This is a genomic window from Actinomyces bowdenii (assembly GCF_017592395.1).
Lineage (GTDB): Bacteria > Actinomycetota > Actinomycetes > Actinomycetales > Actinomycetaceae > Actinomyces > Actinomyces bowdenii.
On sequence record NZ_JAGFOU010000002.1, the window covers coordinates 1 to 15,823 of the forward strand.

General features: G+C 71.8%; 11 protein-coding genes. 10 read left to right on the forward strand and 1 reads right to left on the reverse strand.

The window, feature by feature from the left end; genetic code table 11:
- Positions 1-234 precede the first annotated feature (234 nt).
- The 5 genes from J5X07_RS01180 (at position 235) to J5X07_RS01200 (ending at position 5,138) form a co-directional block, all read left to right on the forward strand.
- Positions 235-885, forward strand: a complete 651-nt coding sequence (locus J5X07_RS01180; protein ID WP_208478404.1) for a hypothetical protein — start codon at positions 235-237, stop codon at positions 883-885.
- 249 nt (positions 886-1,134) lie between these two features.
- Positions 1,135-2,133: an ABC transporter ATP-binding protein gene (locus tag J5X07_RS01185; protein WP_208478405.1), complete on the forward strand. Its 999-nt coding sequence runs from the start codon at positions 1,135-1,137 to the stop codon at positions 2,131-2,133.
- Between the two features lie 52 nt (positions 2,134-2,185).
- A complete protein-coding gene (locus J5X07_RS01190; RefSeq protein ID WP_243896253.1) occupies positions 2,186-3,088 on the forward strand; it encodes an ABC transporter permease in 903 nt (300 codons plus the stop codon).
- Between the two features lie 86 nt (positions 3,089-3,174).
- Positions 3,175-4,332: a sensor histidine kinase gene (locus tag J5X07_RS01195; RefSeq protein ID WP_208478406.1), complete on the forward strand. Its 1,158-nt coding sequence runs from the start codon at positions 3,175-3,177 to the stop codon at positions 4,330-4,332.
- The gene (locus J5X07_RS01200) at positions 4,329-5,138 is read left to right on the forward strand and encodes a response regulator (RefSeq protein WP_279595994.1); all 810 of its coding nucleotides are present in this window, start codon (positions 4,329-4,331) and stop codon (positions 5,136-5,138) included. The genes J5X07_RS01195 and J5X07_RS01200 overlap by 4 nt, the downstream gene beginning before the upstream one ends.
- A 225-nt stretch (positions 5,139-5,363) precedes the next feature.
- Here J5X07_RS01200 and J5X07_RS01205 read toward each other — a convergent pair whose 3' ends face one another.
- The gene (locus J5X07_RS01205; protein WP_208478407.1) at positions 5,364-6,422 is read right to left on the reverse strand and encodes a threonine ammonia-lyase; all 1,059 of its coding nucleotides are present in this window, start codon (positions 6,420-6,422) and stop codon (positions 5,364-5,366) included.
- A gap of 94 nt (positions 6,423-6,516) precedes the next feature.
- Between J5X07_RS01205 and J5X07_RS01210 the strand changes: the two genes are divergently transcribed.
- From J5X07_RS01210 to J5X07_RS01230, 5 genes are all read left to right on the forward strand, one after another.
- Complete coding sequence (locus J5X07_RS01210; protein ID WP_208478408.1) at positions 6,517-7,422, forward strand: LysR family transcriptional regulator; 906 nt, start codon at positions 6,517-6,519, stop codon at positions 7,420-7,422.
- Between the two features lie 544 nt (positions 7,423-7,966).
- On the forward strand, positions 7,967-10,558 hold the full coding sequence (locus J5X07_RS01215) for an ATP-dependent Clp protease ATP-binding subunit (RefSeq protein WP_124932772.1): 2,592 nt from the start codon (positions 7,967-7,969) through the stop codon (positions 10,556-10,558).
- Positions 10,559-11,012: 454 nt separating this feature from the next.
- On the forward strand, positions 11,013-12,407 hold the full coding sequence (locus J5X07_RS01220; protein ID WP_243896255.1) for a hypothetical protein: 1,395 nt from the start codon (positions 11,013-11,015) through the stop codon (positions 12,405-12,407).
- A complete protein-coding gene (gene pelF, locus J5X07_RS01225; RefSeq protein WP_341769362.1) occupies positions 12,404-14,566 on the forward strand; it encodes a GT4 family glycosyltransferase PelF in 2,163 nt (720 codons plus the stop codon). The genes J5X07_RS01220 and pelF overlap by 4 nt, the downstream gene beginning before the upstream one ends.
- A gap of 2 nt (positions 14,567-14,568) precedes the next feature.
- The gene (locus J5X07_RS01230; RefSeq protein WP_341769363.1) at positions 14,569-15,648 is read left to right on the forward strand and encodes a putative glycoside hydrolase; all 1,080 of its coding nucleotides are present in this window, start codon (positions 14,569-14,571) and stop codon (positions 15,646-15,648) included.
- The last annotated feature ends 175 nt before the right edge of the window (positions 15,649-15,823 follow it).

Here is a 15,823-nt window from a genome sequence, read left to right on the forward strand (position 1 = left end):
TTGGCACCCCAGTGATCCCCTCATCCCTTACTACTAATTCCACCAGACGGTTCAACTGCGCCCTGTCCAGGCCTGTGATACCCTTGCTCATGACGGCTCGTTCCTGAGAGGTTTTCGTTATGCAATCTGATTCTCTCAGACCAACGAGCCGTCACCCATCTAACACGCCGAACACCTACCCCCAGTAAACACCCCTGAATAACCTTCTATATAAATAACTTCTACCCGCTCGCAGTGCTATTCCTCTACATGTCAGCGGGACTCGCTCTCGGGGTGCTTCTCATAGGCCTGCTCCTGGCTTATGCCAGATCGTCGCGGCGGCGGTTCCGGCTGGTTCTGGGGGGAGTGGAGCTGAGAAGCCCGGGGCTCTTCCTCGTCGGGGAGCTCTGCATCGTCATTCTCCTCCTCATCGGCGCCGGCGACACCCTCCTGCTGACCATCGTGTCGCCCTACGCCGATCAGTATGAAGGGCGCCACATAGCATTCATGGCGTCCCTCGCGACGATCATCCTCCTCATCATCTCCTGGAGCATCACCGAGTCCTACGAGCTGCCGGGGCGCCGGGCGATCACGCTGAGTCCCGATGGACTCCGCGTCTCCCGGAAGCACCGCCAGGCCATTGATGTTCCTTGGTGCTGCTCGCCACAGGTGATGGGGGTGAGGAGAAGGGACGGGGCAGTCATCATCAACCTCAACGAAGGCATGATGAGGCCAGCCGAGATTCCCCTCCGTCTCGTGCCGATCAGCTACGTGCGTTTCGAGCAGATCATCTCGTTCTACGCAAGCCACCCGGAGTTGCGACACGAACTGGGCACTGATGCCGGGCTCGCACGGGTACAGGACCTCATGAGGCGCTACGCCTGGGAGATCGAGGAAGACCTCTGATCCCCGCATGAACAGGCCCAGGATTCGACCGCGGTAGAGGGAGGGGCCGCGCCAGCCGGCGAGCCCCCGGCGGTGCCGCGCCAGAACCATCCGATGACCGGCCGCCGGTATCGACAATCGTGGGCGGAGGAGGCCCCAGGGGAGGACGGCTCTCACGAGCGAGGGGCACGGGTGTCCACCGATCGGTGGACACCCGTGTGAGTCGGCTGATGGCTACCGCCCACGCGGGCCAGTTCCAACACTGGAGCCATGACCAGCACCGGCACGGCCCCCGCCACCAGCACCGATCCCGCCACCACGGCGGCCCCTGCCCATGACGCGACCACCGCCCCGACCCCCACCACCGCCGCAGCGGCCCATGCCGCCAGCGCCCCGGCCATCGATATCCGCTCCCTGACCAAGTCCTACGGGGCCAAGCAGGTCCTGGACGGCCTCGACCTCACCGTCCCGGCCGGCAGTGTCCTGGCCCTCCTGGGCCCCAACGGCGCCGGCAAGACCACCACGGTCGAGATCCTCCAGGGCCTGCGCCGCCCCGACTCCGGTGCTCTGGCCGTCCTGGGGCAGGACCCCCGCCGCGCCTCCCGCTCCTGGCGCGCCCGCCTGGGCATCGTCTCCCAGGCCTCCACCGACCTGGCCGACCTCACCGTCACCGAGGCCCTCACCCACATCTCCCGATTCTTCGCCGAGCCCGCCGGCGTCACCGAGACCATTGAGCGCGTCGGCCTGGCCGATGACGCCCGCACCCGGGCCTCGCGCCTGTCCGGCGGGCGCCGGCGCCGCCTCGACGTCGCCCTGGCCATCATCGGCCGGCCCGAGCTGCTGTTCCTCGATGAGCCCACCACCGGCTTCGACCCCCAGGCGCGCCGCGAGTTCTGGAGGCTTGTGGAGGACCTTCGCGACGACGGCACCACCGTGCTCCTGACCACCCACTACCTGGAGGAGGCCGCCCATCTGGCGGACGAGGTCGCCATCATCCTGGGCGGCCGCATCATCACCCACGGCACCCCCGAGCAGCTCGCCCGTCAGGCGGGCACCGAGCGGACCGTGCGCTGGATCGATAACGGCCGCCCCTACGAGACCAGCACCGCCACCCCCACCGCTGTCGTGCGCCACCTGCTCGATAGGCTGGCCGACGACGGCGGGGAGATCGAGGGCCTGGAGATCCTCACCCCCACCCTGGAGGAGCACTACCTGGCGCTCATCGCCGAGCACGCCCACCATGCCGCGCGGGATCGCGCCGCCTCCTGAGCCGCCCGCCACGTCGCCCACCTCCACCGGATCGCACGAAGGACCCTCCGCCATGCCCACCGCACCGACCCCCTCCATGCCCCCCGCCACCGCCGTCGTCGGCCCGGGCGCCATCCCGGGCCCGGCACCTGAGGATGCGCGCCCCGGCCAGCCCGCCCCGAGCCCGGCCGGCACCCTGGCCATCGTCGCCACCCTGACCCGCACCAGCCTGCTCACCTTCATCCGCGAGCCCGTCAGCCTGGCCATGCAGTTCTTCTACCCCTTGTTCATGCTGGGCATCTTCAACGCCGTCTTCCCCGACGACATCGCCCCCGGCGTGTCCTACGCCGAGTACCTCCTGCCCGCCATGATCACCACCGGCATCCTGACCACCTGCCTTCAGCACCTCACCATCGCGGTGGCCACCGAGCGCGAGGACGGCGCCCTCAGGCGCCTGGCGATCCTGCCCGCCCCCGCCTGGGCGCATGTGGTCAGCAAATGCGCCTCCAACACGATCCTGGCCCTGGCCAACAGCGCGATGCTCATGCTCGTGGCCCACTACGGCCTGGACATCGACCTGCCCACCACCACTCGCGCCTGGGGCCTGCTGAGTGCCACCTGCCTGCTCATGATCGCCACCTGCACCGCCCTGGGGCTGGCCATCGGCCGGATGAGCCCCACCGCCCGCTCCGCCGCAGGCCTCATCACCCCGGTGGTCATCATGCTCCAGTTCGTCTCGGGGATCTTCTTCCCCCTGTCCCAGCTGCCCGACTGGATGGTCCGCACCTTCTCCGTGCTGCCGGTGCGCTGGTCCGCAGAGCTCATGCGCGAGGCGCTCCTGCCCTCCACCTTCGCCGCGGCTGAGCCCACCGGCGCCTGGGAGACCGGCAGGGGGCTGGCGGTCGTGGCCGCCTGGCTGGTGGCAGGGGTCGTGGCCGCTATTGTCATCACCCGCCGCGATACGGTGGACCGGTGAGACCCGCGGAACCGATCGTGCCGGCGGCCTCGGCCCCCGACGCTCCGGTCCCTGCTCCCGCCCAGCCCGGGCGACAGGACGGGGAGGTGCCCGCAGCCCCGGCATCGCGCCGAGCATCGAGGGCGCCGGGGCAGCCTGCGGGGGCCGAGGCCACCGCCTGCGCCCCTGCGGCTGGGCGGGCCCCGGGGGCCATCGCTGCACTGCTGGACCGGCCACGGCCGCCGCGCTGGGCCTGGCGACTCCTGGCCTGGAGCTGCGCCGCCCTCACCCTGGGCCTGCTGTGGTGGCAGACCTGGGCCTTCGCGCTCTTCTTCATCGTCTTCCCCCTGCTGTGGGTCGTCCAGGACACCTTCCGGGCCGGGATCCGGGCCAATCTCCTCTTCGGTGCGGGCATCGCCGTTGTGGGTGGGATCGGGCGCGACCCCTCCTGGGTGGTCACCGCACTTGTCTCCACCGGTTTCTCCCTGCTCATGGGCGTGTGGATGCAGCGGGTCCATGTGGCCCGCGCCCAGGCCGTCCAGGCGCTGGCGGACAAGCAGGAGGCCCTGGCCGCCCTGGTCGCCGCCCAGGAGCGGCTGGCCGCGGCCGAGCGCGCCGCCGGCATCGCCGTTGAGCGCGAGCGGTGGGCGCGGGAGGTTCACGACACCCTGGCCCAGGGCTTCGTCTCAGTTATCACCCTGGCCCAGGCGGCCCGAGCCGCGCATGAGGCACTGGCCGGGCCTGGTCGCGCGGCGCCGGAGGATCGGCGCAGCCGGGAGCTGGGGGAGCGCCTGCAGTGGATCGAGGAGATCGCACGGGACAACCTCATTGAGGCGCGCGCCCTGGTGGCCGGCGATGTTCCCAGTGCGCTGCATGAGGGGGGAGTGGCCTCGGCCCTGGAGCGTCTGGCCGCCGACCAGCACCGGCACGGCCTGGAGGTCTCGCTGACCACCAGCCTGCCCGAGGGCCTGCCCGTGTCCAGGCAGGTGGCGATCCTGCGCACGGTCCAGGAGTCGCTGAGCAATGTCGTGCGCCACGCCCAGGCCCGTACCGCCCAGATCAGCGCCGGGGTGCAGGACGGTGAGATCGTCATCGCCGTGCGCGATGACGGCCGGGGCACGCGCGGGGCCCCGGAGGGCACGGGCCTGAGCGGGATGAGGGCGCGCCTGGAGTCGATGGCGGGCACCCTGACCGTCGACCCGCTCCACGCCCCCGATGCTCAGGGTCGCACCGGCACGATCGTGGAGGCGAGGATGAGCCTATGAGCCCTGAGGACAACCGCGTCGGAGCGCCCACCCCGGGGACGGAGCCCGCACCGTCTCATCCCCTCGGCCCCGATCTCGTACTTCCAACCGCCGAGATGGAGGCCGAGGGGACGAGATCGGCGAGCCCGCCGGTGCGGGTCCTGGTCGTCGACGACCACCCGGTCGTGCGCCTGGGGATCGTCGGCATGCTCGCCGACCAGGAGGACCTGCGGGTGGTGGGGCAGGCCGACGACGGCCGCCAGGCCCTGGAGGCCGTTGCCGAGCTCGACCCCGACGTCGTGCTCATGGACCTGCGCATGCCGGTGCTCGACGGCGTGGAGGCCACCCGGCGCATCGCGGCCCTGGATGATGGCCCGCGCGTGGTGGTGCTGACCACCTACGACACCGACGGGGACATCCTGCGGGCCGTGGAGGCCGGGGCCATCGGCTACCTGCTCAAGGACTCCCCGCGGGGTGAGGTCCTGGCCGCGGTGCGGGCCGCTGCGGTGGGGCGCAGCGCCCTGAGCCCCACGGTGAGCACCCGTCTGGTCGGGGCGGCCCGCAGCAGGGGCGCTGCCCCCGGCGCCGGTGGGTCTCGCGGGGCGGGTGTGTCTCGGGGTGGGCCGGTGAGCCTTTCCCCGCGTGAGTGCCAGGTGCTGGAGGCGGTGGCGCGGGGTCTGTCCAACAGCCAGATCGGCAGCGAGCTCTACATCACCGAGGCCACGGTCAAGACTCATCTGTTGCGGGCTTATGGCAAGCTCGGGGTGGAGACGCGCACGGCTGCGGTCACTGAGGCGCTGCGCCGTGGCCTGCTCGACCTGGGCTGAGTCCTGGTGGTCGGGCCGGGTTGGGGTCCGCTGGTGTCCAGATCCCTGACAAAGGGGGGTTGAGGGGTGTGCTGCGTTGATATGGATCCGCATGATCCTGCGGTTCCTTCTCGCCGTTGAGCGGCGCGGGAAGTCCTTTGTCAGGGATCTGGACACCCAACCCTCCACGACCTCCGCGGGGCGCCGGGGCAGCCCGCTCGGTCCCGGCCCCGGTGATCGGAGGGCTCAGCGATCCGGGGAGACGCCGGCCAGCTCCTCGTCATCGGCGTTGCCGCCGGTGCAGACCACGGCACAGGGGCCGCCGCGCTCCAGGCGCCCCTCGTCGGCCATGAGGCCCGCCAGGGACGCCGCTCCCGCGCCCTCGGCCAGGGTGTGGGCGCGGGTGGCCATGAGGCGGACCGCCCGCTGGATGTCCTCGTCACTGACCAGGAGGAAGTTGTCCAGGCGCTCGCGCAGCACCGACTGGGTCAGGGCGAATCCGGTGCCGACCGCCAGGCCCGCCACCCGTGTCGTGCAGGGGGCGCTGAGCGGCTCACCGCTGCGCCAGGAGCGGTAGGCGGCCGGGGCCGAGGCGGACTGGACCGCCACCACCCGGCACTGGGGGGCCAGGGCATCGCGCACCAGGCAGGCACCCGCCGCCCCCGATCCCGATCCCGCCGGCACGTACACCGTCGTGAGATCGCCGTGGCGCAGGAACAGCTCGAGGTAGACCGTGGCATGTCCCAGGACGATCGCCGGCTCATCGCCGGGGGAGACCAGGCGCAGGCCGTCGGTCTCGGCCAGGCGGGCGGCGTGGGCCAGGGAGTCGCACATCGTCGCCCCCTCCACCACGACCTGCGCGCCCAGGGCCCGCACCGCCTCGACCTTGCGCGCCGGGGCGCTCAGGGGCATGACCACGCAGACCGGCACGCCCCGCCGGGCCCCGGCCCAGGCCAGGGACTGGGCGTGGTTGCCGGTGGAGGCCGTCACCACCCCCGTGCGGCGCTCCCGGGGGCCCAGGGCCGCCATGAGCGCCACCCCGCCGCGCACCTTGAAGGCCCCGGTGGGCTGGACATTCTCGTGCTTGACCACGACCTCGACCCCGGCGGCCTCATCGAGCAGCGGGTAGGACCAGGCCGGGGTCTCGGGCAGCAGGGCGCGCACCTCGTCGAAGGCGCGCAGCACGGCGGCGAAGTCCAGTCCTGCGGGCGCCGGGCGGGCGGCGCTGGGGGATGCGGCGCCGGCGGCGCCCGGGCCGATCGCTGTGGTGGTCGCAGTGGTGGTCGCAGTGGCGGTGCTGAGCATGCCCTCCATCATCCCCACCCCCGTCATATCAGTCCAATGCATGTTTTTTCGATATCCAATCAAGTTTGGACATGCTTTGGCGTAGCATGGTCCCATGCTCGACCTCCGCCAGCTCGAGGCCCTTGTCGCCCTGTCCCACCACGGCACCGTCTCGGCCGCCGCCCGGGCGCTGGGCTACAGCCAGCCCACCGTCTCCCACCACCTGGCCGCGCTCGCGCGCGCCACCGGGGCGGTTCTGGTGGCCCGGGCCGGGCGCGGGGTGCGCCTGACCCAGGAGGGGCGGGCCCTGGCGGCGCGCGGCGAGGAGATCCTGGGGCTCATGGACCGGGCCGAGCGCGAGATCGGGGCCATGGCGCGCGCCGAGGCGGGGCGGGTGCGCCTGGCCGCCTTCCCCTCGGCCGTGGCCTCCCTGGTGCCCGGTGTTCTGGCCCTCCTGCACGAGCGCCACCCCGGCCTGGTCGTCGAGCTGATCGATGCCGAGCCCCCCGAGGCCCTGGAGGCCCTGAGCCGGGGGCGGGTCGACGCCGCCCTGTCCTTCTCCTACGCCGAGGGCGAGGAGGACCGCGAGGGCACCCGGACCATTCCGCTCATGGACGACCCGCTCTACCTCGTCACCGGCCCCGATGGGATCGAGGACATCGCCCAGGGCGGCCGGTGCCGGTGGATCACCGGCTGTGCGCGCTGCCATGAGGAGCTGGCCGCCGTGGGCCGCTCGGCAGGCTTCGAGCCGGAGGTGGCCTACGCCAGTGACGATTACGTCGCCGTCCAGGGCCTGGTGGCCGCGGGTCTTGGCGCGTGCCTGCTGCCGGGCATGGCCCTGCGCGCCTACCGCCACCCCGAGGTCGTCGTGCGCCCGCTGGCCGGCGAGCGCCGTCACGTGGCCATCGTCGTCCACGCCGCCGTGCCGCGCCCCGCCGCCATCGACGCCCTGGTCGGCGCCTGCCGCGGTGCCGCCGAGGCCGTGGCCCCCGGCGGTTCGCGGATCCCCGTGGCGGTCTGAGCCGGGCGCTGCGCGGACTGCTGGCCACTGCTGCCGCCGCGCCCTGGTGCGCAAGCGGGCGCGGGGGCTGGGGCGGCCTTGCAGCGGGCCCGGCCTGGCCCGCTGCACATCTTCGCGCCTGGTCCCGGGCGGTCATCGGCATGATTCCAAGGATGTGTTCCCCGCTGGAGCTCCTGGGGCCCCTGAAGATGTGCAACCCCGGGCCCGCTGCACATCTTCACCGGGCCGGCGCGAGCCTGAACCCCGGGATCACGCCGATCGGCGGGCCCGGAATCGCCCCTCGAGAGCCGAAGATGTGCAGCCCCGGATCCGCGGCGCTGCGTCGGCCCCGGCGGGCCGCGTGCGACCATCCGACCAGCCGCACTCCTGAGCGCACCCGGCTCAACCCTACTCACGCCTACCGCGAACAGGGGCATGGGCGCCCCCTCCGCCTGGTTAGCCTTGTCAGCACGTGCCCGCGCCATCTCTCCAACGGCGCTGCGCCACTCCCACCGCCAACACCGGTCGGGCGGCGCGCTGTGCACGTGCCGAGGAGGAATCACGGATGTTTGAACGCTTTACTGATCGCGCCCGCCGCGTCGTCGTGCTCGCCCAGGACGAGGCCCGGGCGCTCAACCACAACTACATCGGCACCGAGCACCTCCTTCTCGGCCTCATCCACGAGGGCGAGGGGGTGGCGGCCAAGGCGCTGGAGTCCATGGACATCTCCCTGGACGCCGTGCGCGCCCAGGTCGTGGAGATCATCGGTGAGGGCCAGTCGGCCCCCACCGGCCATATCCCCTTCACCCCCCGGGGCAAGAAGGTCTTCGAGCTGTCCATGCGCGAGGCCCTCCAGCTGGGCCACAACTACATCGGCACCGAGCACCTGCTCCTGGGCCTGCTGCGCGAGGGCGAGGGCGTGGCCGCCCAGGTGCTGACCAACCTCGGCGGGGACCTGTCCAGCGTGCGCCAGACCGTCATGCAGATGCTCTCGGGCTACGAGGGCAAGGAGGCGGTGGCCGCGGGGCCGGGCGGCTCGAAGGAGGGCACGCCCTCGGGCAGCGCCATCCTCGACCAGTTCGGCCGCAACCTCACCGCCGCCGCCCGCGAGGGCAAGCTCGACCCCGTCATCGGGCGCCACAAGGAGATGGAGCGGGTCATGCAGATCCTCTCGCGGCGCACCAAGAACAACCCCGTGCTCATCGGGGAGCCCGGCGTGGGCAAGACCGCCGTCGTGGAGGGCCTGAGCCAGGCCATCGTCCATGGCGATGTCCCCGAGACCCTGCGCGACAAGCAGCTCTACTCCCTGGACATGGGCTCCCTGGTGGCCGGCTCGCGCTACCGCGGCGACTTCGAGGAGCGCCTGAAGAAGGTCCTCAAGGAGGTGCGCACCCGCGGCGACATCGTGCTGTTCATCGACGAGATCCACACCCTGGTGGGGGCCGGCGCCGCTGAGGGCGCGGTGGACGCCGCCTCCATCCTCAAGCCCATGCTCGCCCGCGGCGAGCTGCAGACCATCGGGGCCACCACCCTGGATGAGTACCGCAAGATCGAGAAGGACGCCGCCCTGGAGCGCCGCTTCCAGCCGGTGACCGTCGAGCAGCCCAGCATCGAGGAGACCGTGGGCATCCTCACGGGCCTGCGCGACCGCTACGAGGCCTTCCACCGCGTGGTCATCACCGATGACGCCATCGAGGCTGCCGCCAAGCTGGCCGACCGCTACATCAACGACCGCTTCCTGCCCGACAAGGCTATCGACCTGGTCGACGAGGCCGGCGCCCGCCTGCGCATCCGCCGCATGACCGCCCCCCAGGAGCTGCGCGACATCGACGAGCGGATCGCCGAGGTCAAGCGGGAGAAGGAGTCGGCCATCGACGACCAGGACTTCGAGCGCGCCGCCTCCCTGCGCGACGACGAGCGCCGCCTGGGCGAGGAGCGGGCCGCCAAGGAGAAGGCCTGGAAGTCCGGGGACCTGGACCAGGTGGCCGAGGTCGATGAGAACCTCATCGCCGAGGTCCTGGCCATGTCCACCGGCATCCCGGTGGTCAAGCTCACCGAGGCCGAGTCCGCCAAGCTGCTCAACATGGAGGGCGAGCTCCACAAGCGCATCATCGGCCAGAACAAGGCCATCGAGGCGCTGTCGAAGTCCATCCGCCGCACCCGCGCCGGCCTGAAGGACCCCAAGCGGCCCGGGGGCTCCTTCATCTTCGCCGGGCCCACCGGTGTGGGCAAGACCGAGCTGGCCAAGGCCCTGGCGGAGTTCCTCTTCGACGATGAGGACGCCCTCATCCAGCTCGACATGTCCGAGTTCGCCGAGAAGCACACGGTCTCGCGCCTCTTCGGCGCGCCTCCGGGCTATGTCGGCTACGACGAGGGCGGGCAGCTGACCGAGAAGGTGCGGCGCCGTCCCTTCTCCGTGGTGCTCTTCGACGAGGTGGAGAAGGCCCACCCCGATATCTTCAACTCCCTGCTGCAGATCCTGGAGGACGGGCACCTGTCCGATGCCCAGGGCCGTGTGGTGGACTTCAAGAACACCGTCATCATCATGACCACCAACCTGGGCTCCAAGGACATCGGCAAGTCGGTGGCCACCGGCTTCCAGTCCACCGACTCCGGGGCCATGGACTACGAGGAGATGAAGGCCCACGTCAATCGCGAGCTCAAGCAGCAGTTCCGGCCCGAGTTCCTCAACCGCGTCGACGATCTCATCGTCTTCCCGCAGCTGACCAAGGCCGAGGTGCGCCAGATCGTGGACCTCATGATCGCCCGTCTGGCCGTGCGCCTGGCCGAGCAGGAGATGTCCATCGAGTTGACCGACGCCGCCAAGGAGCTGCTGGCCGAGCGCGGCTTCGACCCGGTCCTGGGGGCCCGCCCGCTGCGCCGCGCCATCCAGCGCGACATCGAGGACGCCCTGAGCGAGAAGATCCTCTTCGGCGAGATCGAGCGCGGCCAGAAGGTGATCGTCGACGCCGAGGGCGATTCGATCCTGGGGGAGTTCATCTTCCGCGGCGAGCCCTGGACGCCCGGTGAGGCCGAGGAGGCCGCGGTGCGCGAGGCCGAGAAGATCGTCTCGGGATCCTCGGTGAGCAGCGCTCCGATGCCCGCCCCGCGGACCTCCCCCGGCAGTGAGGGCGCCGCGCCCGCGCCCGGCTTCTGAGCCGGCTGCCGCCGTCGCAGGCCAACGCCGTCCGCCGTCGGCCCCGATGGCCAGGGCGCTCCACGGCACTGCCCGAGCCCGCTGGGGCCGGACCGGTTCTCGGTCCGGCCCCAGCGGGCTCCCGGCGCTCATGCGGCGTCCATGGGGCGCGGCGGCTGCTGGCAGGCTCGTGGAGCAGGGGCGAGAGTCCTAGGAGCCTGTGATGAATGAAGCCTCATATATGGTGAAAGAATGCTCAAAAAAAGGGGGGAACAGCCTGATGGGATGCCGCTCCTCGATCGGGTGCCCGCTGCCGGCCGTTACAGTGTTGTGACACCCGTGGTCGCCTGCCGCAGTCGACCCGGTTCCCCAGGGCGCCTCCGCGCGCCAGGATCCGCGCCTTGTTACTGAGAAAGCCGCTATGACCCAGGCCAGATACGAACCCCGCCACCTCTCACGGTTCCGGCGCCCCACCTTGCGCACAGCCAATGGGTCCGCGGCCCTGGGGGGCAGCTGCCTCATGGTCGGGGGCCTGGCCTGGGCCCAGTGGCCCCCACCGGCGACCGCGGCCGTCCTGACCGTCATCGTCTTCATCAGCCTCGGCCTGGTCACCGCGCCGCCCTCCAGCGCGCTGCGGCGGGGGGTCATGCCCCACGGCTCCCGCCGGGCCTGGGCGGGCACCATGATCCTGGCCATGTCCCCCGCGATCCTGCTGGGGATCGTCTTCCCGATCGTCGCCCCCCGGATCGCCGGGAGCTCCATCGGGGGCGTGGGGCTTCAGGCCATCATCCTGAGCGTGTCCGTGGTGGTGCCCTGGATCAGCCAGGTGGTGGGCAACCCCGTCTACCGCCTGCTCGGCGATGCCATCGGGCGCGGCCCGGCGGTGGTGCTGCGCCGGTACTGCTCGGCCTGGCCCGCCCTCTTCCTGTGGGCGCTCATCCCCTCCCTGCTCGTGGCGCTGACGGTCTCCGCGGTCACCGGCTGGTCCGCCCGGGCCATGGGGGCCCACCTGGCCCTGCTGCTCGCCCACGTCGTCTTCGTCCAGTCCCTCATCATCTCGGACATCTCCGGACGCCGCCGCCTGTGGGCCGTGGGATGGCTCGTCTACGCCCTGTCGCTCCTGGCCGTGCCCGCCTGGTGGATCCTGCCCCCGCTGCTGGGGGCCGTCAGCCAGCTGCTCACCATGGGGGGAGCCCTCGGCGGCCTGCTGCGCCCCACGGCCGTCCCGGCCGGTCCCCTCGTCCAGGACATGGCCCGCGGCCTCATCCTGGGGGGAGTGCTGTGGTCGGACAAGTTCTTCCTCTTCCTGTCCGCAGGCACCGGCTTCAACGTCGCCCTGGTCTACCTCAGCCTGCAGCCCGCGGTCGTCGCCTACTGCTACTACTTCTCGGTGACCTCCCCACGGGTCAACACCGAGGTGGCCCTCTTCCAGGCGCTCCTGAAGGAGCGGCACATGGAGGAGCTGCGCTCGCGCGGCCAGCAGCTGCGCCATCTGCTCAACGCGAGCCTGGTGCGGGCCTGCGCCGTGGGCATCGGGGGAGTGCTCATCATCGTCGTCCTCACCGCCCTGGCCTCTCCCGGGGACCTGCGCGAGGTGCTCATCGTGGGGTCCTCCTCCCTGCTCTTCACCATCCTGACCCTCCTGTCCTACGAGATCGACCACATCGGCGACCACGTGTCCTCCCTGCTGCTGTCCGCCGCCCACCTGGCCGCGGCCGCCTTCCTGCTGCTGGGCCGGGGCAGCACGCAGGCCTACCTCCCGCTGGCCGGTGTCGATCTCATCCTGTGCCTGGCCGCCCTGGTGCTCTACCGCAGGCGCTGGGCCGCACCCGAGTACTCCTTCTTCTGGGGAAAGGCGATGTCCTGGTGAGCTCATCCATTCGCAGGCGGCTGGAGTCGCTGCCCTCCTACTACTCGGCGCCCGCCGGGGGCTATGCGCCCATGCCTCCCTCGATGAGCAACCGGGGCTCGGCCGCCTCACCGCAGACGGCCCGACGGCGCTCCGCCTCCAGTGCCGAGCCGCCTGAGGCGGAGCGGGCCGCGGGCCACCGCCCTGCCGCAGCCGCGCCGCCGCCCGGGCCGGGGCAGCAGCTGCCCGGGCCGGCGGCTGCCGACGGGCCGCCCGCGCCATCAGGGCTCCAGCCCACGCCGCAGGGCTACGGCTTCGTGGTCACCGGCCCCACCCCCGCCTCCCCTCCCGCCGCCGGTCGGGCCGGCGCGCCGTCGGCCCCCGCCACGCCCCCGGTCCCGGCCGCCGGCCCGCAGGCGCCGGGCGCCGCGCCCCACCCGCCTGAGGACCGCGCGCCCGGGCCCGCGGGCCCCCTGCTCGACGACGTCGTCGAGCCCGAGGGCGTCCTCATCGTCGAGGACCTCCCGGCCGTCTCGCCCAGCGAGGAGGTCCCCCCGCCCGTCCAGGAGGCGGCCACCGGCCCCGGATCGCCCTCCTGGCCCGACGGCGTGCCCGCCGACGGCGTCTACCAGGACGTGGACGTGGCCATCGTCATGGAGTCCACCTACCCCTACCTCAAGGGCGGGGTCTCCGCGGTCGTCCACGACATCATCACCGGCAACCCGGAGCTGACCTTCGGCATCATCCACCTCACCTGGGACTCGCAGGCGCCCAACAAGGACCTGTACGGCATGCCCGGCAACGTCGCCTGGGTGCGGGTGCTCTACCTGGCCATGGAGGAGCATGAGGAGCCCTTCCTGCGGGCCCGCCCCCGCGACCTGCGCATGGGGCGGCGCAAGCGCCGCGAGCTGTCCCGCAGGCTCGTCGGCTCCCTGCTGTCCCTGGCCCAGGAGGGCCGCACCGAGCCCCTGTGGGATCTCATCACCGAGGGCCTGGCCGGGGGCACGCGCCGCTACCCGGTGTGGGCGATCCTGGGGACCCAGGAGTTCATGGAGGCCTACCGGGAGATGATGCCGGACCTGGGCATGTCCATGTCCGACATCTTCTGGTGCCTGCGCGACTTCTTCTCCCTGGCCTACGCCGTGCTCTCCGAGCCCATGCCCCGCGCCGCCGTCTACCACGCGCACACCACCGGGTACGCGGCGCTGCTCTCGGTGGCCGCCTCCCGGCTGCACGGCACGAGCTTCCTGCTCACCGAGCACAACCTCTACGTGCGCGACACGGTCAACACCCTGCTGGACCGGCGCCTGGACCGCAACATCGCCCTGACCGACTACCGCACCTTCGACGTCACCGGCCGCCAGCGCATGTGGATGGCCTGGTGGCTGGAGATGGGCAGGCTGTGCTACCCCTACGCCTACGCCAGCACCTACCTCTACCCGAGGGCCATCACCGAGGCCACCGAGCTGGGCGGGGATGCGAGCAAGGCGATCATCATCCCCAACGGCATCGTCACCACCGAGTTCGATGCCTCCTACGCCGCCCGCATGAGGGCGCTGGAGGCGATCAGGAGGGAGGGCGCGGGCAGGCACCTGTGGAAGCTGGTGTACATCGCCCGTGTCGTGCCCATAAAGGGTCTCATGGACATGATCGACTCCATGAAGCTCATGGTGGGCCGCGGCCTGAACGTGCACCTGGACGTGTGCGGCCCCACCGAGCACCGCCCCGACTACTTCGAGAAGTGCCTCAACCACATCATCGAGCAGGGCCTGGAGTCGGTCATCACCATCCGCGGCACCGTCAAGGTCCGGGCCCTGCTGCCCGAGTTCGACCTGTTCGTCCTGCCCAGCTACAACGAGGGGCTGCCCGTAGTCTCCCTGGAGACCATGGGGGCGGGCATCCCCACGGTGAGCACCGACGTCGGCGCCGTGCGCTCGGTGGTGGAGGACGAGATCGTTGCCGAGGACGGCACCGTGTGGGGGCCCTGCGGCACCATCATCGAGCCGGGCGACCCCGTGGTCATGGCCGATGAGGTCCAGCGCATCATCGAGGATCTCGACCTCTACGAGAGGCTGTGCCGGGCGGCGCGCGGGCGCGTGGAGGCCGCCTACAACCTGGAGAAGGTCAACGCCGCCTACAACAAGGTCTACCGGCAGGGCGGTGCCGGGAAGGGAGCGTGAGCGTGAGTGGAGTCGGAGCCTGGATCCGGTACGGCAACCCCCTGGAGCCCTCGGAGGTCGACTTCGCGTTGCGCCACTACCGGGTGGCCATCCTCCAGCCCTGGGAGACCGAGGCGGCGGCGCGCCTGAAGGACCGGCGCCCCGATATGACGGTCCTGGCCTACCGCTGCCTGTCCTCCGCCCGCGACTTCGAGCCCCCCGAGCGCTGCGCCTCGGGCCTGACCTTCCAGGAGGTCTCCCGGCGCGGCTGGCTGGCCCGGCGCGCCGATGGCAGCGCTGTGGAGTGGTCGACCTACCCCGGCCACTTCCAGGCCCGGGTCTGGGACGAGCGCTACCGGGCCCGCTGGGTGGAGCAGGTCTGCGAGGACACCGCCGGGACGGCATTCGACGGCATCATGTCCGACAACGACGTCTTCGACGACTACTACGGCCTGGGACTGCCCCTGGAGGAGGTGGAGGACGCCGCCGCCCTGCGCCGGGTCCTCGACGGCTTCGTGGAGCAGGTGGGCTGGGGCCTGGCCGGGGTGGGCAAGATCCTGGTGCCCAACATCGCCGAGGCCCGCCGCGAGCCGGGCCGCTGGGAGCGCCACGCCGCCTGGGGCGGCGGCCTCGACGAGTGCTGGCTGGGGTGGGGCGGCAGCCGGCTCTTCGACGAGCCCACGGCCCTGGCGCAGATCCACCAGCTGCGCGGTCCGGGCCTATCCGTGGTGCGCACCCCCGACGGCGGTGGCGGCCGGGCCCCGCACGCCCTCTACGGGCTGGCCGCCTTCTGGGTCTTCGGCGGCGGCCGGGGCGCCTACGCCTCCACGGGCCACGACGACTACTCCCGCACCCCCTGGTTCCCCGCACTGGACGCCGACCTGGGCCGGCCCATGGGCGAGCCCCGGCGCGAGGGCGGGGCCTGGGTGCGCGACTTCGAGGGCGGCCTGGCCGCCGTCGTCCTGGACCCCCACCACCGGGCCCGGCTCGATCTGCCCCGGGGCCTGGTCCTGCCCGGGCGCACGGGGCAGCCCGACGGGCGGGCCCTGCCCCGCAGCGCCGTGCTGCCCGCGCAGCACGGGCTTCTCGCCCTGCGCCCCTGAGCCGTTGCACATCTTCGGCGCTCCTCGCACCGCCCGGGGCCGGTTCTTCCGCGGAATCCCGTCGACCTCCGAGGTGAAGATGTGCAGCAGCGCCCCCGTTGCACATCTTCAGGCCGCTCCGGGGCGGGCGGGCCCGGGGGATCTGCGGGATGCCGCGGTTCTGGTTGCCGGCTGC

Coding starts and splice junctions, on each gene's coding strand:
- J5X07_RS01185 (WP_208478405.1), top strand. CDS start 1,135: ATGACCAGCACCGGCACGGCCCCCGCCACCAGCACCGATCCCGCCACC.
- J5X07_RS01190 (WP_243896253.1), top strand. CDS start 2,186: ATGCCCACCGCACCGACCCCCTCCATGCCCCCCGCCACCGCCGTCGTC.
- J5X07_RS01200 (WP_279595994.1), top strand. CDS start 4,329: ATGAGCCCTGAGGACAACCGCGTCGGAGCGCCCACCCCGGGGACGGAG.
- J5X07_RS01205 (WP_208478407.1), bottom strand. CDS start 6,422: ATGCTCAGCACCGCCACTGCGACCACCACTGCGACCACCACAGCGATC.
- J5X07_RS01210 (WP_208478408.1), top strand. CDS start 6,517: ATGCTCGACCTCCGCCAGCTCGAGGCCCTTGTCGCCCTGTCCCACCAC.
- J5X07_RS01215 (WP_124932772.1), top strand. CDS start 7,967: ATGTTTGAACGCTTTACTGATCGCGCCCGCCGCGTCGTCGTGCTCGCC.